General features: G+C 71.2%; 16 protein-coding genes. 9 read left to right on the forward strand and 7 right to left on the reverse strand.

Translation table 11 applies throughout. The features are described 5' to 3' along the window. Positions 1–70 precede the first annotated feature (70 nt). Genes ACLJQZ_RS12380 through pdxA form a run of 3 tightly spaced genes read right to left on the reverse strand, consistent with a single transcriptional unit; the run spans position 71 to position 6,550 of the window. A complete protein-coding gene (locus ACLJQZ_RS12380) occupies positions 71–4,729 on the reverse strand; it encodes a DEAD/DEAH box helicase (RefSeq protein ID WP_410620155.1) in 4,659 nt (1,552 codons plus the stop codon). Then, complete coding sequence (locus tag ACLJQZ_RS12385; protein ID WP_410620156.1) at positions 4,710–5,528, reverse strand: DeoR/GlpR family DNA-binding transcription regulator; 819 nt, start codon at positions 5,526–5,528, stop codon at positions 4,710–4,712. Before ACLJQZ_RS12385 ends, ACLJQZ_RS12380 begins: the two co-directional genes overlap by 20 nt. Further along, complete coding sequence (pdxA, locus tag ACLJQZ_RS12390; RefSeq protein ID WP_410620157.1) at positions 5,525–6,550, reverse strand: 4-hydroxythreonine-4-phosphate dehydrogenase PdxA; 1,026 nt, start codon at positions 6,548–6,550, stop codon at positions 5,525–5,527. The genes ACLJQZ_RS12385 and pdxA overlap by 4 nt, the downstream gene beginning before the upstream one ends. Before the next feature lie 239 nt (positions 6,551–6,789). On the opposite strand from pdxA, the gene ACLJQZ_RS12395 reads away from it, so the two are divergent. The 5 genes from ACLJQZ_RS12395 (at position 6,790) to ACLJQZ_RS12415 (ending at position 11,038) form a co-directional block, all read left to right on the forward strand. Beyond that, the gene (locus ACLJQZ_RS12395) at positions 6,790–8,646 is read left to right on the forward strand and encodes an Hsp70 family protein (RefSeq protein ID WP_410620158.1); all 1,857 of its coding nucleotides are present in this window, start codon (positions 6,790–6,792) and stop codon (positions 8,644–8,646) included. 73 nt (positions 8,647–8,719) lie between these two features. Beyond that, positions 8,720–8,914 carry a DUF3046 domain-containing protein gene (locus tag ACLJQZ_RS12400; protein WP_247062976.1) on the forward strand — a complete coding sequence of 65 codons (195 nt, stop codon included), beginning with the start codon at positions 8,720–8,722 and terminating at the stop codon, positions 8,912–8,914. Between the two features lie 232 nt (positions 8,915–9,146). Continuing rightward, positions 9,147–10,193: a recombinase RecA gene (gene recA, locus ACLJQZ_RS12405; protein WP_410620159.1), complete on the forward strand. Its 1,047-nt coding sequence runs from the start codon at positions 9,147–9,149 to the stop codon at positions 10,191–10,193. A 90-nt stretch (positions 10,194–10,283) separates the two neighbouring features. Next, positions 10,284–10,811, forward strand: a complete 528-nt coding sequence (locus ACLJQZ_RS12410) for a regulatory protein RecX (RefSeq protein WP_410620425.1) — start codon at positions 10,284–10,286, stop codon at positions 10,809–10,811. 2 nt (positions 10,812–10,813) lie between these two features. After that, entirely contained in the window at positions 10,814–11,038 is a 225-nt protein-coding gene (locus tag ACLJQZ_RS12415) for a hypothetical protein (protein ID WP_410620160.1), read from the forward strand. Between the two features lie 75 nt (positions 11,039–11,113). Here ACLJQZ_RS12415 and ACLJQZ_RS12420 read toward each other — a convergent pair whose 3' ends face one another. From ACLJQZ_RS12420 to edd, 4 genes are all read right to left on the reverse strand, one after another. Beyond that, entirely contained in the window at positions 11,114–12,376 is a 1,263-nt protein-coding gene (locus ACLJQZ_RS12420) for an MFS transporter (RefSeq protein WP_410620161.1), read from the reverse strand. A gap of 21 nt (positions 12,377–12,397) precedes the next feature. Beyond that, complete coding sequence (locus ACLJQZ_RS12425; RefSeq protein WP_410620162.1) at positions 12,398–14,398, reverse strand: PEP/pyruvate-binding domain-containing protein; 2,001 nt, start codon at positions 14,396–14,398, stop codon at positions 12,398–12,400. A gap of 213 nt (positions 14,399–14,611) precedes the next feature. Then, a complete protein-coding gene (gene eda / locus ACLJQZ_RS12430; protein ID WP_410620163.1) occupies positions 14,612–15,226 on the reverse strand; it encodes a bifunctional 4-hydroxy-2-oxoglutarate aldolase/2-dehydro-3-deoxy-phosphogluconate aldolase in 615 nt (204 codons plus the stop codon). Further along, positions 15,223–17,118 (reverse strand): phosphogluconate dehydratase, encoded by a 1,896-nt coding sequence (gene edd, locus ACLJQZ_RS12435; protein WP_410620164.1) that lies wholly within the window; start codon positions 17,116–17,118, stop codon positions 15,223–15,225. The genes eda and edd overlap by 4 nt, the downstream gene beginning before the upstream one ends. 252 nt (positions 17,119–17,370) lie before the next feature. Between edd and ACLJQZ_RS12440 the strand changes: the two genes are divergently transcribed. The 4 genes from ACLJQZ_RS12440 to ACLJQZ_RS12455 are packed head-to-tail and all read left to right on the forward strand — an operon-like array spanning position 17,371 to position 21,200. After that, the gene (locus tag ACLJQZ_RS12440; RefSeq protein WP_410620165.1) at positions 17,371–17,658 is read left to right on the forward strand and encodes a hypothetical protein; all 288 of its coding nucleotides are present in this window, start codon (positions 17,371–17,373) and stop codon (positions 17,656–17,658) included. Next, positions 17,655–18,479, forward strand: coding sequence for a hypothetical protein (locus tag ACLJQZ_RS12445; RefSeq protein WP_410620166.1), 825 nt, complete (start codon positions 17,655–17,657; stop codon positions 18,477–18,479). The genes ACLJQZ_RS12440 and ACLJQZ_RS12445 overlap by 4 nt, the downstream gene beginning before the upstream one ends. Before the next feature lie 52 nt (positions 18,480–18,531). Then, the gene (locus ACLJQZ_RS12450; RefSeq protein WP_410620167.1) at positions 18,532–20,451 is read left to right on the forward strand and encodes a fumarate reductase/succinate dehydrogenase flavoprotein subunit; all 1,920 of its coding nucleotides are present in this window, start codon (positions 18,532–18,534) and stop codon (positions 20,449–20,451) included. Then, the gene (locus tag ACLJQZ_RS12455; RefSeq protein ID WP_247063007.1) at positions 20,448–21,200 is read left to right on the forward strand and encodes a succinate dehydrogenase/fumarate reductase iron-sulfur subunit; all 753 of its coding nucleotides are present in this window, start codon (positions 20,448–20,450) and stop codon (positions 21,198–21,200) included. Before ACLJQZ_RS12450 ends, ACLJQZ_RS12455 begins: the two co-directional genes overlap by 4 nt. Positions 21,201–21,380: the final 180 nt, after the last annotated feature.

Here is a 21,380-nt window from a genome sequence, read left to right on the forward strand (position 1 = left end):
GGCAGCTTAGGCCAGCGGTGAATCGCCCCGCCGGGGAATCACCACGAACCCGCCGCGGGTGGCCGGGGGATCAGGCGCGGAGCCGCAGCCCCGAGGGTGTCGCGCGGAAACCCGCCTCCGTCAGTACTTGCGCGAGTTCGGAGGTCAGGGCTTGCTCGCCGTCCGCGCGCTGGACCGACAACTGGCCAAGCCAGCCTTCGCGGACCGCCGCTGACAATGCTTGGGCCGCGTCGGTGAGCGGTTGCCGTTCCTCCGTGAAGCTCAGCAGCGATCGGCCGCCGCGCTCGACGTACAGCGCCGGCACCCCGTCCACCAGCACCGCCAGCGCACCCGCCTTGCGCGCCGGACGATGCTTCGTGTCGCCGGTCGCGGCGGGCCAGGGCAGCGCCGCGCCGTACGGCTGGGCCGGGTCCGCCGCCGCCAGGACCACCGCGCGCCCGGGAGCGGGACGGCCCGGGCCGGACAGCGCGCGCAGCCGGTCCACCGCGCCCTTCGCCGCGAACTGGGCCGCGCCGAGGCCCTCCACGACGTACCCGCGGATCACCTGGCCGGTGTCCTCCATGCCGCGCAACACCTTGTAGATCCCGGAAAACCCGCCGGTGACGCGTTCGGTGTCGAGCGCGCCGCGGGTCAGGACGCCGTGGCGCTCCAGGAACGCCTCGGTGCGCGCGTGGGCCCGCCGGGTGGCGTCGGTCTCGCGGACGGGGGTCAGCGCCCACCGGCCGGCGACGGTCGGCGGGCCGGAGCGCGACGGCATCTGCGGCCGCCCCGCCCGCAGCCGCGCGTACCGGCCGCGCGGGGCCTGGCGGCGGGGTTTGTGTGCGCCGTGCCCGGCGACCTGGGCGCGCAACGGCCCCAGCGTGTCGCCGGTGACCAGCCCGGCCCACACCAGATCCCACAGCGCGGCCACGGTTTCGGCGTCGCTCGGCGCCTTGTCCACCAGCACGGTCGCGCGGTCCACCAGCTGCCGGAAGAACAGCGCGCCACCCTCCAAAGTGGACACGATGGCGTCGTGCAGCGGGCCGGTCGGGATGTCTTCGACGACCTCGGGCAGCAACAGGTCGGCGACGTCGGTGGGCGCGAGGGCGATCCAGCCGTCGCCGCCCGACAGCGCGCCGCAGCCCGCCCAGGTGACTTCGCCCGCGGTCGTCAGCTCGTCCAGCAACGCGGGCGAGTAGCCCGGTAGCCGCCCCGGCAGGATCAGCGACTCCACCGCGCTCGCCGGCAACGGCGCCCCGGCGAGCTGCTCAACCACCGAGAGCACGTCGTCCGCCGTCGGCGCCGCCCGGACGCGACCGCCGAACCCGTGCCACGACGGCAGGAACCGCCCCAGCGCCGCCGGTTCGACCGGTTCCACCTCGGCCCGCAGCTTCGCCAGCGACGCTCGCCGCAGCCGGCGCAGCACCGCCGAATCGCAGTACTCGACCCCGGCACCGTGGGTGTCCGGGTGCCCGACGGGACTCAGCTCGCCCCGGACCAGGCGGCCTTCCCCGGTCAGCCGGTCGAGGACGCCGGTGACGACGGCCGTGCCGAGCCCGAACCGCGCGGCCACGGCCGCCGCCGCGAACGGACCCCGGCTGCGGGCGTAGCGCGACAGCAGGTCCCCGAGCGGGTCCGCGACCGGTTCGGTGAACGCCTCGGGCACGCCGACCGGCAGCGCGGTGCCCAGCGCGTCCCGCACCCGGCCCGCGTCCTCGATCGCGATGAACCGTTCCTCGCCACCGATCCGCACCCGGAGCGCGCGCCGCGCCCCTTCCAGCTCGGTGAGCCACTCCGGCCGGATCCCGCGCTCCCCGGCCTCCGCGACGGTCAGGTCGCCGATGAACCGCAGCAGGTCGGCGGCGTCTTCGGCCGAACGCGCGTGGCGGTCGGGGTCGAGGCGCTGCAACGACCGCGTGACCTCGGAGACGGCGTCGGGATCGAGCAGCTCCCGGATCGCCTCGGTGCCCAGGAGTTCGGCCAGCAGCCCCGAATCCAGCGACAGCGCCGCCGCGCGCCGCTCCGCCAGCGGCGCGTCGGTCTCGTAGAGGAACATGCCGATGTAGCCGAAGAGCAGGCTGCGCGCGAACGGTGACGCGGCCGGCGTCTCGACCTCCACCAGCCGGACCTTGCGGGCCCGGACGTCGGCCATCAGCTCGCGCAGCCCGCCCACGTCGTAGACGTCCTGCAGGACCTCGCGCATCGCCTCGAGCACGACCGGGAAACGTTCGTACTTCGCCGCGACCGACAGCAGCTGCGACGCCCGCTGCCGCTGCTGCCACAACGGGGTCCGGCGCCGCGGGTCCCGGCGTGGCAGCAGCAGCGACCGCGCCGCGCACTCCCGGAACCGGGCCGCGAACACCGCCGAGCCGCCCACCTCGGCGACGATCAGCTGCTCGACCTCTTCGGGGTCGAGCAGGATGTCGTCCGCGCCGATCGTGACGTCCGCGCCCTCGGCGTCGAGCGCGTCGGGCAGGCGCAGCACGATGCCGTCGTCGGAGTGCGCGATCTGGGCGTCGACCCCGCGGTTCTCCCGCAGCCGCGCGGCGATCGCCAGCGCCCACGGCGCGTTGACCTGCGCGCCGAACGGCGAGTGCACGACGATCCGCCAGTCGCCCAGCTCGTCGCGGTAGCGCTCCAGCAGGATCGTGCGGTCGTTCGGGACGTGCCGGGTCGCGGCCTTCTGCTCGGCCAGGTAGGCGAGCAGGTTGTCGCACGCCCGCTGGTCCAGGCCCGCCGCGGTGGCCCGCTCCCGCGCCTTCTCGTCGTCCGATGTGGACAGTTCGCGGACGAATTTCCCCAGCGCCCGGCCCAGTTCCAGCGGACGCCCTGGTGCGTCGCCCTTCCAGAACGGCATCCGCGCCGGCTCGCCCGGCGCGGGCACCACGATGACGCGGTCGTGCGTGATGTCGGTGATCCGCCACGACGACGTGCCCAGCAGGATGGTGTCGCCGACGCGCGACTCGTACACCATCTCTTCGTCGAACTCACCGACCCGCGAGCCCGGTTTGTCGTCTCCGCCCGGGGTCATGACGGTGAACAGGCCGCGGTCCGGGATGGTGCCGCCCGAGGTGACGGCCAGCCGTTGCGAACCCGGCCGGCCGCGCAGCTCGCCGGCGATGCGGTCCCAGGTGATCCGCGCCCGCAGCTCGCCGAACTCCTCACTCGGGTACCGGCCGGCGAGCATGTCGAGCACCGCGTGCAGCGCGTCGTCCGGCAGCGCGGCGAACGGCGCCGCCCGCCGCACCAGCGTCGCGAGGTCCGTGACCGACCACGGCTCGAGCGCCACCATGGCCACGACGTGCTGCGCCAGGACGTCGAGCGGGTTGCGCGGGTACCGGACGGCTTCGATCGCCCCGCTCGCCATCCGTTCCGCGACGACCGCGCAGGACACGAGGTCCCCGCGGAACTTCGGGAACATCACCCCGGAGGACACCGCGCCGACCTGGTGCCCGGCGCGGCCGACGCGCTGCAGCCCGGACGCCACCGTCGGCGGCGCCTCGATCTGCACCACCAGGTCGACCGCGCCCATGTCGATGCCCAGCTCCAGCGACGACGTCGCCACCACGCACGGCAGCTGCCCGGACTTGAGCGCCTCTTCGACGTGCGTGCGCTGCTCCCGCGACATCGACCCGTGGTGCGCCCGCGCGATCACCGCCGGCGCGCCGGTGCTCACGCCCGACTGCCCGACGGCCTCCGCCGGGAAGGTGTCGCCGGCGGTGAGCTCGGTCTGTTCGGCGGCGAGTTCGTTGAGCCGCGCGGTCATCCGCTCGGTGAGCCGCCGGGAGTTGGCGAACACGATGGTCGAGCGGTGGGACTGGATCAGGCTCAGCACCCGCTCCTCGACCGCGGGCCAGATCGACGGCCGCTGCACCGGGTTGCCGGAGATCTCCTCCAGCGTGCCCAGCCCGCCGGGGGCGACCTCACCCGGCGGGAACGCGGTGGTCATCGACTCCAGCTCGTCGAACGGGCTCGGCGCCGGACCGCGCGGCGCGTCGAGGTTGCTCATGTCGTCGACGGGGACCTCGACCCGCACCTCGATGGTCTTCGCCAGCTTCGGCTGCACCACCCGCACCGGGCGGCCGCCGGCCAGGAACGCGCTCACCTCGTCGACCGGGCGGACCGTCGCCGACAGGCCGATCCGCTGCGCGGGCTTCGCCAGCAGCGAGTCCAGCCGCTCCAGCGACAGGGCCAGGTGCGCGCCGCGCTTGCCGCCGGCGACCGCGTGCACCTCGTCGACGATCACCGTCTCGACGCCGCGCAGGGACTCCCGTGCCGACGAGGTCAGGATCAGGAACAGCGACTCGGGTGTGGTCACCAGCACGTCCGGCGGGGTCTTGCCGAACGAGCGGCGCTCGGCCGCGGTGGTGTCGCCGGTGCGCATGCCGACCGTGATGTCGGGCACCGGCAGCCCGAGCCGCCGGGTCGCCTGCGAGATCCCGGCGAGCGGGGCCCGCAGGTTCCGCTGGACGTCGACCGCCAGGGCCTTCAACGGCGAGACGTAGAGGATCCGGCAGCGTTTCGTGGCTTCGGCCGGCGGCGGTTCCATCGAGAGCCGGTCCAGCGCCCAGAGGAACGCGGACAGGGTCTTGCCGGACCCGGTCGGCGCGACGACGAGGGCGTGTTCGCCCGCGTGCGCGGCCCGCCAGGCCCCCTCCTGTGCCGCGGTGGGCGCGGCGAAGGCGCCCGCGAACCAGTCCCGGGTCGCGGGGGAGAAGAGGTCGAGCACGTCAGCTGCCACGTGGTCCATGATGCGCGCCCCCTCCGACAGTTTCGGTTCCGCCGGCCAGCAGGACGCCTCCGCTCTCGGCGAACGGCGAGTACTGGATGTCGACCTTCGTGCGGTCGGTGACCAGGCGGAACTCCCGGTCCAGCGGGGTCCAGTAAGGGAAGGGTGCCTGGCCCAGCTGGGAATGGTCGGCCAGCACGTACGCCTCGGCTCCCGCGTGCAGCATCGCGTGCTGGACCACCGACTGCTCGAGTGACGGGCAGCACAGACCCCGTCCGGACACCAGGCCGTCGGTGCCGAGGAACACCCGGTCGGGTGAGACGTGCCGCAGTTGCGCGAGGACGCTCTCGCCGAGGATCGCCTCGCCGGGGTGCCGCAGCCGCCCGCCGAGCACGATCAGGTCGATCCCGGGGAAGCCGGCCAGCTCGCGGATCGCGGTGACGCTGTTGGTGACCACCGTCAGCCCCTCGCGGTGGGCCAGGTGGCGGGCGAGCCGCCCGGTGATCGTCCCGGCGTCGAGCAGCACGACTTCGCCGTCCCGCACCAAGGCGGCGGCTTCGCGGGCGATGGAGTCCCTCGCCGCCGCGTGCTCCTGGTCCTTCTCCCGGAAACCGCGATCCCTGGGCCCGGTGTCGAGCGCGCCGCCGTAGGTGCGCACGACATGCCCGGCTCCGGCGAGCGAAGCGAGGTCGCGGCGGATCGTCGACTCGGAGACGCCGAACTCCTCGGCCAGCCGCGTGATGCCGCCCGAGCCGTCGCGGACGGCTTCCAGCAGCATCGCGCGCCGGTCACGGGTGCCCGGTCGTGGCTGGGACGTCATCGGCCGGGCGGGTAGATCGAGGGCAGCTTCCGCGCGTACGGCGCCAGCGCCGCCGCCGCCTTGAACGCCGCGACCATCGTGCCGTGCGAGGCCCGGCCGGTGCCGGCGATGTCGAACGCCGTGCCGTGGTCCACCGACGTGCGCAGGATCGGCAGCCCGACGGTGACCGACACCGTGCCGTCGAAGTCGTAGGTCTTCGACGCGATGTGCCCTTGGTCGTGGTAGAGCGAGAGCACGCCGTCGAAGTGGCCCTGGATCCCTTGGTGGAAAACGGAGTCCGCGGGGAGCGGGCCGACCACGTCGAGGCCCGCGGCCCGCGCGGCGGCCACCGCGGGCGCGATGGCGACGATCTCCTCGTCGCCGAACTTGCCGCCCTCGCCGCCGTGCGGGTTCAGCGCCGCCACGGCGAGCCGCGGTTTCTCCGTGCCGAACACCTCCAGCGCGGTGTACGCCTCGCGGATCGCGTACTCGATGTTCTCCCGGGTGATCCGGTCGATCGCTTCGCGCAGCGAAAGGTGCCTGGTGGCGAAGAAGATCTTCAGCCCCGACACCCAGAACATCGTGTTGAACCGGGTCGAGCCGGTCAGCTCGCCGAGCATCTCGGTGTGCCCGAGGTGCTGCGAGCCCGCGGCCCAGATCGCCTCCTTGTTGATCGGCGCGGTCACGACCGCGTCGACCTCGCCGGCCAGCGCGAGCCGGGTGGCCACCTCGATCGCGCCGACCGCCGCCGCGCCCGCGGTCGCGTTCACCTCGCCCCACGGCAGGTCCTCGCGGACCACGCCGAGGTTGAGGATGTCGATCACGCCGGTGGTGAAGCGCGCGTCGGCGACCGTGGCGATCGGGTTGACCTCCAGGTTCAGGCCCAGGTGCCGGACCAGGCGTTCCAGCACGATCGCGTCACCGACCGCGACCCCGCGCGCCATCTGCAGGGACTCGGGCTCGGCGAGGGTCTTCAGGGTGATCTCCGGGCCGATGCCCACGGGGTCGCCGAGGGTGACGGCGAGGATCGGGAGGTCGTTCACGGGCGCTTCCTTCTGGTCGGCACTGCGGTACGGGGTCGTCCGTCGAACGGGTGCGACTCGCGCCGCGTGTCATGGAGTAGAGAGTACGCCGACTTGCGCAGAGTGTGCAACCGGGTTGCGCGAAGTGCGCAGCTCGGCCGAGCGGCAGCGACTTTCGCGGGTCCGCACGCACGGTGACCGCGCACGTGGCAGCATCACGGCCAGCGTCGTCAAGGCGTGTTTTCGCGAAGGGGAGTGCTGTGCGGATCCTGTCGGTGGACCTCGGGACGTCCAACACCGTCGCCGTGCTGTCGGCGCACGGCATGCCGCCGAGGGTCGTCGAAGTGGACGGTTCGGCCAACATGCCGTCGGCCGTGTTCGCCGCCGAAGAGGGCACGATCATGGTCGGCCGCGACGCCGAACGCCGCGCCCGCCTCGACCCGACCCGGTTCGAGCCGAACCCCAAGCGCCGCATCGACGAGCAGACCCTGTTGCTGGGCACCGACGTCGTGCCGGTGAACGAGGCGCTCGCCGCCATCCTCCGCCGCGTCCTCGAGGAGACGTCGCGCCAGCTCGGCGGCGAACAGCCCGACGAGGTCCGGCTGACCCACCCCGCGCAGTGGGGGCCGACCCGCCGCAACGTCCTGATGTCCGCCGCCCGGCTCGCCGGGATCGGCGGGAACATCCTGCTGGTGCCCGAGCCGGTCGCCGCGGCGGCGCACTTCGCGTCGTTCCCCGGCAAGGCCCTCGCGCCCGGGCAGGCGCTGGCCGTCTACGACCTCGGCGCGGGCACCTTCGACGTCGCCGTCGTCGGCGCCACGCAGACCGGGTTCACCGTGCTCGCCGAGGACGGCCTGCCCGACCTCGGCGGCCTCGACGTCGACCAGGCGCTGATGGTGCACGTCGGGCGCGAGGTCTCGCACTCCGACCCGCAGCGCTGGCAGCGGCTGCTGCGGCCCGAGTCGACCGCGGACCGCCGGACCCGGCGCGCGCTGCAGGAGGACGTGAAGGCGGCCAAGGAGGCCCTCTCGCGGCACCCGCAGACCGAGGTGCCGATGCCAGAGCCGTTCAAGGACGTCCTGGTCACGCGCGGTGAGCTGGAAGGCCTGGTCCGCCCGGCGATGTTGCGCAGCGTGGAGCTGCTGGCGCGGACGCTGCGCTCGTCCGGACTGACGCCGGACCGGCTCGCGGGCATCTACCTCGTCGGCGGGTCGAGCCGGCTGCCGCTGGTCGGCGCGATGATCGCGGAGAAGCTCGGTGTCGTGCCGGGCAGCCTCGACCAGCCGGAGACCGCCGTCGCGCTCGGCGCCCAGCACGTCGCCCGCGACGGGCTCGGCGCGCGGACGCAGAACGTCGAAGGGGCCGTGGCCGCCGGCACCGCGCCGCACCGCCCGCAGTACGCGCCGCCGCCTCCGCCGCAGTACCCGGGTTACGCGCCTTCGAGCTTCCCGCCCAGCGGGCCGCAGCGGGTGCAGGCCCCCGCGCCGTCGAACTTCCCGGCGTACTCGCCCGCGGCCGAGCAGGCCGAGCCGAAGGCCGGTGGCCGGAAGAAGCTGGTCATCGGGATCGCGGTCGCGGTGGTCGTGGTGCTCGCGGCGGGGCTGACGTTCTTCCTCACGTCGTCGTCCGCAGCGACGACCTACACCGCGGACCAGTGCAAGACGCCGGGCCAGGCCGACGACAAGGGCTTCACCGGCTGCCTGCGCCAGCTCGCCGGGAAGATCGCCGACACCGGCGACTGCAAGCCGGGCATGGGCAACGGCCCGGCGGCGCCGGCGGAGAACCTCGGTGCGTCGTCGACCTGTTCCGCGCCAGGCCGGGCGGGCACCCAGGTGACCTACGTCCACGGCGACAACGCCGACACGTTGAAGCAGTACACCGACGGCCTGCTCACCTCCGCGGGCGGCGACCGCACCGAGGCCGACTGGGGCGGCAACGGGCTCAAGGGCCACTACGCGTCCGCCGCGGGCAGGACGTCGGCGGTGCTCGTGTTCACCGTGTCGGACCGGCCGCTGACCGGCTTCATCTACCAGCTGAACTTGAGCGACCAGGCCGCGGCGACCACGCCGGGCACGCTGGCCGACTACTTCGAGGCGAGCGTCCAGCCGGGGAGCTGACCCGGAACTGACCCGGGAAGGGCGCGAACGGGCCGTTCGTGCCCGGCACGACCGCCCGGATAGCATGGCTCCGATGCGCATCACGGTTTTCCGGCGGCTGATGGCCGACGAGTTCGGTCCCGGGCGGGCCCAGGTGCTGGCACGGGATCACGTGCTCAGCGCGCTCGGCGGCCGCACCGTCGACCAGGCGCTGACCGCGGGAATCCCGGCGAAAGAGATCTGGCGAGAGGTCTGCGACGCCTTCGACGTCCCGGCGGAACGGCGCTGACCTGCGGGGATCCGGCCAGCCCTTACCCGGGCGGGCGAAAATCCTAGCGCAAGGGTGTGTCGCTGCCGATCTCGAACAGGTGTTCGTCTATGGTGTTGTCCACATACGGGTCCAGCGATCCACAGATGGGGCGCCGCGCCTGGAATTGTCGGACCCCGCCGCTAGCGTCGGACCGGACAGCTGAAGAACCGAACAGAGCCCCGGCGGGCTCATACCAGCGAGGTGGACTTCCATGCCTGCAGCACCCGACAAGGACAAGGCGCTCGAACTCGCCCTTGCGCAGATCGACAAGCAGTACGGCAAGGGCTCGGTCATGCGTCTCGGCGACGACGGCCGCGCGCCCATCGCCGTGATCCCCACCGGCTCGATCGCCCTCGACGTCGCACTCGGCATCGGCGGGCTGCCCCGCGGCCGTGTCGTCGAGATCTACGGCCCGGAGTCCTCCGGTAAGACCACGGTCGCCCTGCACGCGGTGGCGAACGCGCAGAAGGCCGGCGGCATCGCGGCGTTCATCGACGCGGAGCACGCGCTGGACCCGGAGTACGCCAAGAAGCTCGGCGTCGACACCGACGCGCTGCTCGTCTCCCAGCCGGACACCGGTGAGCAGGCGCTGGAGATCGCGGACATGCTGATCCGCTCCGGCGCACTCGACATCCTGGTCATCGACTCCGTGGCCGCGCTCGTGCCGCGCGCCGAGATCGAAGGCGAGATGGGTGACTCGCACGTCGGTCTCCAGGCCCGCCTGATGAGCCAGGCGCTGCGCAAGATGACCGGTGCCATGAACAACTCCGGCACCACCGCGATCTTCATCAACCAGCTGCGCGAGAAGATCGGCGTCATGTTCGGCTCCCCGGAGACCACGACCGGTGGTAAGGCGCTGAAGTTCTACGCCTCCATCCGGCTCGACGTGCGCCGCATCGAGACCCTCAAGGACGGCGGCGAGGCGGTCGGCAACCGCACCCGCGTCAAGGTCGTGAAGAACAAGATGGCCCCGCCCTTCAAGCAGGCCGAGTTCGACATCCTGTACGGCCACGGCGTCTCCCGCGAGGGTTCGCTCATCGACATGGGTGTCGACCAGGCGATCGTGCGCAAGTCCGGTGCCTGGTACACCTACGAGGGCGACCAGCTCGGCCAGGGCAAGGAGAACGCGCGGAAGTTCATGCTCGAGAACCCGGACATCGCCAACGAGATCGAGAAGCGCATCAAGGAGAAGCTCGGCATCGGCCCGCAGCTCGACGTCGAAGCCGTCGAAGCCGTGCCGGCGCCGGTCGACTTCTAGGAGAGGGTCCTTGGTCCTCACCGTGGCAGCGGTTCACGGTGAGGCGCGCATGAACGACAAGGAGTGACCGAGGTGGCGAGGGCACCGAAGATCCCGCCGTCGGAGCTGCCCCCGGAGGAGCGCTTCAAGAAGGCCAAAGAGGTCTGTTACGACCTCCTGGCCGTGCGGGCGCGTACTCAAGAGGAGCTCCGGCAGGCCTTGCACCGCAAGGGCTTCGACGAGGACACCAGCGAAAACCTGCTCGGCAAGCTCGACCGGGCGGGGCTGGTCAACGACGCGGAGTTCGCGGAGCTGTGGGTGAAGTCCCGGCACACGACCCAGGGGCTGTCCCGCACCGCGCTGCTGGCCGAGCTGCGGCGCAAGGGCGTCGACGACGAGGTCGCGGCGCAGGCGGCGGGCGAGGTCGACCGCGAGTCCGAGGAACAGATGGCCCGGGAGCTGGTCCGCAAGCGGCTCGGGTCCCTGGGCAACGTCGACGAGCAGACGGCGCTGCGGCGCCTGCTCGGCTTCCTGGCGCGCAAGGGCTACCCGCAAGGGCTGGCGTACACGGTGATCAAGGAGGAACTCCGCGAGTACGGCGCGGAGTCCACCCTGCTGGACGACGCCTACATCGACTGACCATGGCGTCCCCGAGCGACGAGTGGACGATCCGGCACTTCTCCCTCAGCAACGCCGCGGGGCCCGGGCAGGGTGACGTGGCGGCCCTGCTGCGCCGGGTCGCGGACACCCTCGACGAGCTCGGTGACGTCCAGGTGCAGGACATCGCCTTCCACAGCGAGGTCACCGAGGGCGAAGACGACCTGACGATGACGGTGTACTACGACCGGGAGCCCCGTCGCCGGTGACGGAGCACGGTGACAGGGCACAGTGCCGGTGCTCGGCCGGCCGCGAGCACCGGCCTGCGAGCACCGGCCCGCGTGTCAGGCGGAGTGAGCGGACACCGGCTCCCGTCCGACCGGCGGCCGGCGGTCGGAGCGGTGTTTGCGGACCGCCAGCAGCAGTATCGCCAGCAGGCCCATCGCCACGCACGTGACCACCGCCGAGAGCACCAGGAACTCGTCGAGGCGGCCGGCCGACAGGTACGCGCCCAGTGCGACCGCCACCACCGCGCACACCGCTCGGTCCACAATGGACTCCATCGACAGGAGTGTCGCGCGGTAGCGGGAGTCCGGGATGGAGTCGTTCAGCAGCTGCTTCTGGATCGGGAACGAGATGCCCGTCGCCACCGCGAAGACGCACAGCAGGAGCACCGTCGGGATCGTGCCGGCCGGGACGATGAAGCCCAGGCACAGGGCCATCACGATGGTCAGGGTGAACACCGAGGCAACCGGGCCGATGGCGCGCCGCAGCCGGTGGGGGCGGGCCGCGCCCAGGGCCTCGAAGACCGTCATGGCGGCCAGCACCGCGCCGTACCAGTTCACCGAGAGCGTCTTCGACTCCAGGATCGGCTGGAACAGGTTCACCTGGCAAATCCGCACCAGCGTGAACATCGCGATGCCCTGCACTATCAGCAAGAACAACCACCGTGACGACCGCAGCGCCGACAGTGCGCCGCCGACGCCCGCGAGGAGTGACGCCGTCTTGCCGGCCGCGCGGCGGCCGCCCGGGATCGGCGGCAGCTTCAAGGCGAACGCCAGGGCGATGGCCGCGTTGAGAGCAGTCAGCCAGTACGGGGAAGGGAGGTTCCACGCCATCAGCAGGCCGATCACCGGCCAGTACACGATCTTGCCGATCAGGCTGTACGCGCGGCCGACCCCTTCGACGCGAAGGTAGTGCTCACCTTCGCCCTGAGCGTGCAGGTACTCGTAGAGGTAAGCGCTCTGCGCGCCGGACATCAGGGACCTGGCCAGGGCGATCAGGATGAAGTGGATCAGGAAGCCGGTGTAGGAACCGAGGAACACCGGCACCAGGTTCGCGGCCACGAGCACGGCGGCGCCGGCCTTCAGCGACGTCCGGTAGTCGAACCGGTCGGCAATCATCCCGGTCGGGATCTCCAGCAGGCAGAACACGATGTAGTAGATGCTCTGGATGCCGAAGATCTGGCCGTCGTCGAGGCCGACGAGCTTCTGGTACTGGTAGAAGATCGGCACCCACAACAACAGGCCGAAGAAGAACTGGAACCCGTAGGTCAGCCGGACGGCGCGCTGCACGGCCGGCTTCGCGGGCAGGCGGAAGCCCAGCATGATGAGTGTCTCCCGGGAAAGTCAGGCCGAATAGGGGCGCAGCTGGACGATGTGGACGTGGTCGCGGTCCGCGAGCCACTCGACGTCCACCGGCGAGTCGAAGGTGTAGTCGGGCGAGAAGTGCGCCTGCAGCAGGCGTCCGGCCACCGCTAGCCGCTGCAGCTGCTCGTGGGCTCGCTCGTCGAGATCCGCTGCCGCGTCGCCCAGGGACACCGTGCGGCCGCCGCCCTCGACCGTCGAGTACAGGTACTGCATGGGCAGCGTCGAGCCGTCGACGACGTCGGTGACCTTCGGCGAGACGTTGACGTACACCGTGCGGAAGTCCGCGCGGTTCATCGGGTTCGTCGTCACCAGCACGCCGCCGAAGTCGGCCGCGACCTGCTCCTGGATCACCACGCCCATGTAGCACTCGTCGAGCGAGATCCCGGCCTGGTGGCGCAGCCGGACGCTGCGCACCGACACCAGCGACGCCCAGACTTCCTTGACACTGGCGAAGATCCGCTCGGCGGTGGTGACGTGGTTGATCGACTCGTAGATCCCGGCGGCCGAGAACCCGGCGAGGTCTTCGGCGTTCGACGAACTGCGCACGACGAACGCGCGCACCCCGGCCAGCTGGGACACCAGCGCGGAGTCGATCTCCCCGGCCAGCGCGCCCGGCATCCGCGCCGAGCGGATCAGGCTCTGCAGCTCGACGCACAACGGCTCGATCTCCCGCGCGTCCAGCTCCAGCGCCATCTTCAGCTTGCCGATCGCCTGCTGGATCCGCGGCGACGACTCGAGGAACCGCCGCTGCAGGGAGAACGGCAGGGCGATCCCGCGCGGCACGCGGATGCGCTCGTCCAGCAGCCGGCGGGCCGCGTCGGAAAGGTCGGCCACCGAAGCGCCGGCGGGGATGCCCAGCAGCTGGGCCAGGTGTGGGAGCAGGTTCTCCCGCGGCGGCCGCGGGACCTGGTAGAAACCCAGCAGCCGCTGCGAGCCGCAGGCCAGGACGTGGTGCAGCTCGCCGAGGTTCGCCGCCTTGGTGCCGTAGCGGTAGCGGTCGGCCGCGCGCAGCCGCGCGAGGTTCACGATCGGGCTGTGGTCGGACTCGGGCTCCTCGAGCGTGACGCGCTGGGCGTACCAGGACGGCGGCGCCGCGTCGGCCGGCTCGTCGACCTCCCGCAGCGTGAGCGACCGAGCGTCCACGGTGTACTCGACCCACTTGCCGTCGAGCCCGCGGCGGTCGATCTCGGCCAGCGCGCCGAGCTGGACGGCGTTCGGGATCTGCCAGCCGGTGGCCAGCACGTTGGTGTGCGACAACGGCGTCGTGTGCCGCGCGTTGACGATGCCGGACAGCCGCGGGATGTCGTCGGGCACCCGGTCCATCACGATGATGTCCGACCAGGCCAGCCCGCCTGTGGCAGTGGCGGCCCGGTACTCGGCTTCGGTCCGGAACGCGCGCAGCCGCCCGGTCGTCGTGCCGGGGTTCAGCGCCACGAACGGCGCCGTCGAGAACAGCTCATGGGCGAAGACGCGGGGGAGCTCGGCCGCCGGGATCTCCCGGACGAGCCGCTCCTGCAGCTGGTTCGCCGGCTTGAACAGCAACGGCAGTGCCGGGTCGACGTACTCCGCCACGAAGGCGTGGAACTCGCGGATCAGCGCGGCCGGCATGGTGTCGACCTCGACCGTCTCCAGCGAGAGGATCTTCTTCTCCTGCCGCGTGTGCAGGGCGAGGATGCCGAGCAGGAACCGGCGGTCCGGTGCGTGGTAGAAGCGTTCGTTGTAGCCGTCGATCTCGGCGCGCACCCGTGCTTCGGGGACGCCGAGGATCTCCTCGCCGATATAGATCGCGTGAAAGGAATGGCGCGCGTCGTTCAGGAAGTGGATCGTCCGCAGTTCGCGATCGACCACGACCTTGACGAAGGAATAGCCGCCGAGGGTGCCGCACAACTGGTGGAGCGCGGACAGGGAAAGCCGTTCGCCGACGAGTGCGGCGACGTTCTCGGGGGACGTGCTGGGGGCGACCACGCTGGTCAGGGACACCGGTTCTCCTCGCTGGAAATTGCGAGGGGGGACGTTAACAGGCGGTGAATCACCGACCGTGGCGCGAATGCCCCGGTGACTGGAACGAATGGCGGAACCCATGACGGCCGCCACACTCTCTCGGAGCACCGTTCCAGCGCACTGGAACGGTGCTCCCGGAATCCGGACGCCGGTTCCGCCGTTCGGGGAGGGACTTCCTGCAGGTGATCTGCGCTACAGCCGCGCGGCTTCCGCGGCCAGCTTCTCGATCGTGGCGAAATCGCCGGTGGCGATCGAGGACGTCAGCCACGAACCACCGATGCAGCCGACGTTCGGCAGCGCGAGGTACGTCGGCGCCGAGGCCACCGTGATCCCGCCCGTCGGGCAGAACTTCAGCGACGGCAACGGCCCCGCGATCGACTTCAGGTACGCGACCCCGCCGGACGCCTCGGCCGGGAAGAACTTCAACGCCGTGAGCCCGCGCTCGGCCAGCTTCATCGCCTCCGACACCGTGCTCGCGCCGGGCAGGAACGGCAGCCCGGACTCGAAGCACGCGTCGACGACGGCGTCCGTGCAGCCCGGCGTCACGAGGAACTTCGCTCCCGCGTCGGCCGCCTGCTTCGCCTGGCCCGGCGAGGTGACCGTGCCGGCGCCGATCACGATGTCCGGGACCTCGGTCGCGACGCGCTCGATCGCGGCCAGCGCCGCCGGCGTGCGCAGGGTCAGCTCGATGACCCCGATCCCGCCGGCGAGCAGGGCCCGGGCCGTGGGCACCGCGTCGTCGGCGTCGTCGATCACCACGACGGGCATCACGGGGGACAGCGCGAGCAGGTCCGAACCGGTGGTCACTGACCAACCTCCTGGGTTTCCAACGAGTGCGTGGGAATGCCGAAGTGCTCCGGCGTCAAACCCCCGAACACCGAAGCGCCCTGGTCGGCGGGGCCGACGGCACGGCGCAACGCGGCGAACAGCTCTCGGCCGGTGCCGGTCCAGGATGCTTCGGACGGCGGCCCGTCCACAAGTTCACGGAGGGCGAGTTCTTCGTCACCGACGAAGACGTCGAGCGTGCCCGCGGCGGCGTCGAGCCGGACGACGTCACCGTCCGCGACGCGGGCGATCGGGCCGCCCGCCGCGGCTTCCGGCGTCACCTGGATCGCGGCCGGGATCTTGCCGGACGCGCCCGACATGCGGCCGTCGGTGAGCAGCGCCACCTGGTGCCCGCGGTCCATCAGCACCCCCAGCGCCGGGGTGAGGCCGTGCAGTTCGGGCATGCCGTTGGCCTGCGGACCCTGCTGCCGGATCACCACGACGACGTCGCGGTCCAGCTCGCCGGCCTCGAACGCGGCCGTGAACGCCTCCTGCGTGGTGAACACCCGCGCCGGCGCCTGGACGATCCGGTGCTCGGGCGCCACGGCGGACACCTTGACCACGGCGCGGCCGAGGTTGCCCGCGACCATCCGCAGCCCGCCGTCCGCGGCGAACGGGCGCCACGCCGGGCGCAGCACCTCCTCGTCGAGGCTGCGGGTCGGCACGTCGCGCCAGACCAGCTCGCCGTCGGACAGGATCGGCTCGGCCCGGTAGCGGTGCAGCCCGAAGCCGGCCACGGTGTGGACGTCCTCGTGCAGCAGCCCGGCGTCGAGCAGCGTGCCGACCAGGAACTGGATGCCGCCGGCGGCGTGGAAGTGGTTGATGTCGGCGCTGCCGTTCGGGTAGACCCGCGCCAGCTGCGGCACCACGGCCGAGAGGTCGGAGAAGTCGTCCCAGGTCAGCTGGATGCCGGCGGCCGCGGCGATCGCGACCAGGTGCATCGTGTGATTGGTCGAGCCGCCCGTGGCCAGCAGCGCGACGACGCCGTTGACGAACGCCTTCTCGTCGAGGATCCGCGAGACCGGCGTGTACTCCTCGCCGCGCGAAAGCGTGACGACGCGGCGCCCGGCTTCCTCGGTCAGCGCGCGGCGCAGCGCAGACCCGGGCTGGACGAAGCTGGCGCCGGGCAGGTGCAGGCCCATCACCTCGACGACCATCTGGTTGGAGTTCGCCGTGCCGTAGAACGTGCAGGTCCCGGCCGAGTGGTACGACGCCGCTTCGGCGTCGAGGAGGTCTTCGCGGGTCGCGAGGCCTTCGGCGTACAGCTGCCTGACCCGTGCCTTCTCCTTGTTCGGCAGGCCGGAGTTCATCGGCCCGGCGGGCACGAGGATCGCCGGCAGGTGCCCGAACGACAGGGCGCCGATCAGCAGGCCGGGCACGATCTTGTCGCAGACGCCCAGCAGCAGGCTCGCGTCGAACATGTCGTGCGACAGCGCGATCGCCGTCGACATCGCGATGACCTCGCGGCTGAACAGGGACAGCTCCATGCCCGCGCGGCCCTGCGTGATGCCGTCGCACATCGCGGGCACGCCGCCGGCGAACTGGGCGACACCGCCCGCGCCGCGCACGGCCTTCTTCAGCCAGGCCGGGTACTCCTGCATCGGCTGGTGCGCCGAGAGCATGTCGTTGTAGGAGGAGACGATCGCGACGCCGGGGGCACGGGCGGCCCGCAGCGCCTCCTTGTCGGCGCCCTCCATGGCGGCGAAGCCGTGGGCGAGGTTGCTGCACGCCAGGCCGCGGCGGACCGGGCCTTCGGCGTGCGCGGCGGCCATGCGGCCGAGGTACGCGGTGCGGGTCGCGGCACTGCGCGCGGTGATCCGCGCGGTGACGCCGGCGACGGTCTCGTGCAGGGGTGTGGTGGCGGGGTTGCTCATGTCCGGCTCCGGATCACTGGTTCGTGGTGGTCCGCGGGACGGCTGCACTGGCGCCTCTGGGTCGTGACGCTGGCCACACTACCCGCCGCGAACGCCGAATCAAAATCGATTCAGAAGATCAACCCCAGTGACCCCGATCACGCCCCTACTTAGCTAATGTGCTACTTGTCACACTGCACGACGAACGGCAGAGTCGGTCCCGGCGACGCGATCGCCAACCGGCCCGGCCGGCCCCACCACACGGGAGGCATGATGTCCACCTCCGAGATCGCCGAGCTGCGGCGAACCATCGGTCAGCTCAGGCAGTGCGTCGGCGCACTGCGCTCGCGCTACGGCGACGCTTCGGCCATCCGCCGCCTCGCCAACGACGTGGAGCGCCTCGACATCGACACCGCGGACCTCGACGGCACGCCGCTCGCGGTACCGACGCAGGCGAAGGCCGCGGAGCGCGTCCAAGTTCCCGACACGCCGTACGACCCGGCGCTGTGGCACGGCGCGGACGACGAAGGCGTCGGCGGCTACAAGCGCGACCAGCGGTGAGCGCTCCGGCTGACAACGGCGTCGGCACCGGCGTCCGGTCCCCGAAGCGGGCCAGGATCGCCGAACGCACCCTGCGTACCGACCGATGGTGGCTCCAGCCCCTGCTCACCGTGCTCGGGCTGGGCGCCTTCATCGTCTACGCGACGGTCCGGTCGTTCGTGCGGACCGCCTACTGGGTGCCCGACTACCACTACCTGACGCCGTTCTACTCACCCTGCCTGTCCACGTCCTGCGTCGAGGGCTCGAGCCACTTCGGCCACTGGTTCGGCGATCTGCCGGGGTTCATCCCGCTCGGCTTCGTCGTGCTGCCGTTCCTGCTCGGGTTCCGCCTGACCTGCTACTACTACCGCAAGGCCTACTACCGGGCGGTGTGGTTCTCCCCGCCGGCGTGCGCCGTCGCAGAACCGAAGGCGAAGTACACCGGCGAGACGCGGCTGCCGCTGATCATCCAGAACGTCCACCGCTACTTCTTCTACGTGGCGCTGGTCGTGTCGCTGGTCAACACCTACGACGCGATCATGGCGTTCCACGGGAAGACCGGCGGCTTCGGCTTCGGGCTGGGCAACGTCGTCCTGCTCGCCAACGTCGTCCTGCTCTGGGCGTACACGCTGTCCTGCCACTCGTGCCGGCACGTGACCGGTGGCCGGCTGAAGCACTTCTCCAAGCATCCGGTGCGGTACTGGATCTGGACGCAGGTGACGAAACTCAACACCCGCCACATGGCACTGGCCTGGACGACGCTCGGCACGCTGGTGCTGACCGACTTCTACGTCATGCTCGTGGCCAGCGGGACCATCGCGGACCTGAGATTCGTGAACTGACACCCGTCCTTCCCGACAAGACCGTCCCCATTTTCCGAGGTGGAATCCCTACATGACCGAGGTCGAACGGCACAGCTACGACGTGGTGGTGATCGGTGCCGGTGGTGCCGGTCTGCGCGCGGTGATCGAAGCGCGCGAACGCGGTTACCGCGTCGCGGTCGTGTGCAAGTCCCTGTTCGGCAAGGCGCACACGGTGATGGCCGAAGGTGGCTGCGCCGCGTCGATGGGCAACGCGAACTCGAACGACAACTGGCAGGTCCACTTCCGCGACACCATGCGCGGCGGGAAGTTCCTCAACAACTGGCGGATGGCCGAGCTGCACGCCCAGGAGGCGCCGGACCGCGTCTGGGAGCTCGAGACCTACGGCGCCCTGTTCGACCGCACCGCGGACGGCCGGATCAGCCAGCGCAACTTCGGCGGGCACACGTACCCGCGGCTGGCGCACGTCGGTGACCGGACCGGGCTCGAGCTGATCCGCACGATGCAGCAGAAGATCGTTTCGCTGCAGCAGGAGGACTTCGCCGAGACCGGCGACTACGAGGCGAAGATCAAGGTCTTCGCCGAGTGCACCGTCACCGAGCTGCTCACCAGCGACGGCGCCATCGCCGGCGCGTTCGGCTACTGGCGCGAGAGCGGCCGGTTCATCCTCTTCGACGCGCCGGCGGTCGTGCTCGCGACCGGCGGCATCGGCAAGTCGTTCAAGGTGACGTCGAACTCGTGGGAGTACACCGGCGACGGCCACGCGCTGGCGCTGCGGGCGGGCGCGAAGCTGATCAACATGGAGTTCGTCCAGTTCCACCCGACCGGGATGGTCTGGCCGCCGAGCGTCAAGGGCATCCTCGTCACCGAGGGCGTGCGCGGTGACGGCGGCGTGCTCAAGAACTCCGAGGGCAAGCGGTTCATGTTCGAGTACGTGCCCGAGGTGTTCAAGGGCCAGTATGCGGAAAGCGAAGAGGAAGCCGACCGCTGGTACGCCGACGCGGACAACAACCGGCGGACGCCGGACCTGCTGCCGCGCGACGAGGTGGCCCGGGCGATCAACTCCGAGGTCAAGGAGGGACGCGGCTCCCCGCACGGCGGCGTGTTCCTCGACATCGCCAGCCGGCTGCCGACCGAGGAGATCAAGAAGCGGCTGCCGTCGATGTACCACCAGTTCAAGGAGCTGGCGGACGTCGACATCACGGCGGAGGCGATGGAGGTCGGCCCGACCTGCCACTACGTGATGGGCGGCATCGAGGTCGACCCGGACACGGCCGCGTCGAGCGTGCCCGGGCTGTTCGCCGCGGGCGAGTGCTCGGGCGGCATGCACGGCTCCAACCGGCTCGGCGGCAACTCGCTGTCGGACCTGCTGGTGTTCGGCCGCCGCGCCGGGCTCGGCGCCGCCGAGTACGTGCTGGGGCTGACCGACCGGCCCGCGGTCGCGCAGTCCGATGTGGACGCCGCGGCGAAGATGGCGCTCGCGCCGTTCGACCCGCCGGCGGGCTCGTCGGCCGAGAACCCGTACACCCTGCACACCGAGCTGCAGCAGTCGATGAACGACCTGGTCGGCATCATCCGCAAGGCCGGCGAGATCGAGCAGGCGCTGGTGAAGCTGGCCGAGCTGCGGCACCGGATCCTGCACGTCACCGTGGAGGGGCACCGGCAGTTCAACCCCGGCTGGCACCTCGCGATCGACCTGCGCAACATGCTGATGGTCAGCGAGTGCGTCGCGAAGGCGGCCCTGACCCGGACGGAGAGCCGCGGCGGGCACACCCGCGACGACCACCCGGGCATGGATCCCGAGTGGCGGCACAAGCTTCTCGTGTGCTCGTCGTCGCCGGGGGAGAACCCGGTGGTGCCGGACGTCGGCGTCACGGTCAAGGAGCAGGTGCCGCTGCGGCAGGACCTGCTGGAGCTGTTCGAGTTCGGCGAGCTCGGGAAGTACTACACCGACGGAGAACTCGAAACGCACCCCGGTGGGAGCAAGCAATGAGTTATAAGGCGAGTTTCCGGGTCTGGCGCGGCGACGACACGGGCGGCGCGCTGCAGGACTTCACGGTGGAGGTGAACGAGGGCGAGGTCGTCCTCGACATCATCCACCGGCTGCAGGCCACGCAGGCGTCGGACCTCGCGGTGCGCTGGAACTGCAAGGCGGGCAAGTGCGGTTCGTGCTCGGCGGAGATCAACGGCAAGCCGCGGCTGCTGTGCATGACGCGGATGTCGACGTTCACCGAGGACGAGGTCGTCACGGTGACGCCGATGCGGACGTTCCCGGTGATCCGCGACCTGGTCACCGACGTGTCGTTCAACTACACGAAGGCGCGGGAGATCCCGTCGTTCACCCCGCCCGCCGACCTCAAGCCCGGTGACTACCGGATGCAGCAGGTGGACGTCGAGCGCTCGCAGGAGTTCCGCAAGTGCATCGAGTGCTTCCTGTGCCAGAACACCTGCCACGTCGTGCGCGACCACGAGGAGAACAAGGAGTCCTTCGCGGGGCCGCGGTACCTGATGCGGATCGCCGAGCTGGAGATGCACCCGCTCGACGTCGCCGACCGGCGTGACGCGGCCCAGGAGGAGCACGGCCTCGGCCTCTGCAACATCACCAAGTGCTGCAGCGAGGTCTGCCCGGAGGGCATCCACATCACCGACAACGCGCTCATCCCGATGAAGGAGCGCGTGGCGGACCGCAAGTACGACCCGATCGTCTGGCTGGGCAACAAGCTCTTCCGCCGGGACAAGTGACGCTCTCTCGTTCGACGCTCGCGAACCGTGCGCCGGCCGCTTTTTCGGCGGCCGAAGCCGGTTCGCGAGCGTCTTTGCGTGGGTCGCTGGCCCACGGGACGGCGGACGGCTACAGCGACATCGACGTCGAGTGGCTGGTGCCGGTGCTGGCGGAGGTACAGCCGGTGGCTTCGGTGCGGT

This window comes from Amycolatopsis sp. cmx-8-4 (assembly GCF_046548675.1).
GTDB lineage: Bacteria > Actinomycetota > Actinomycetes > Mycobacteriales > Pseudonocardiaceae > Amycolatopsis.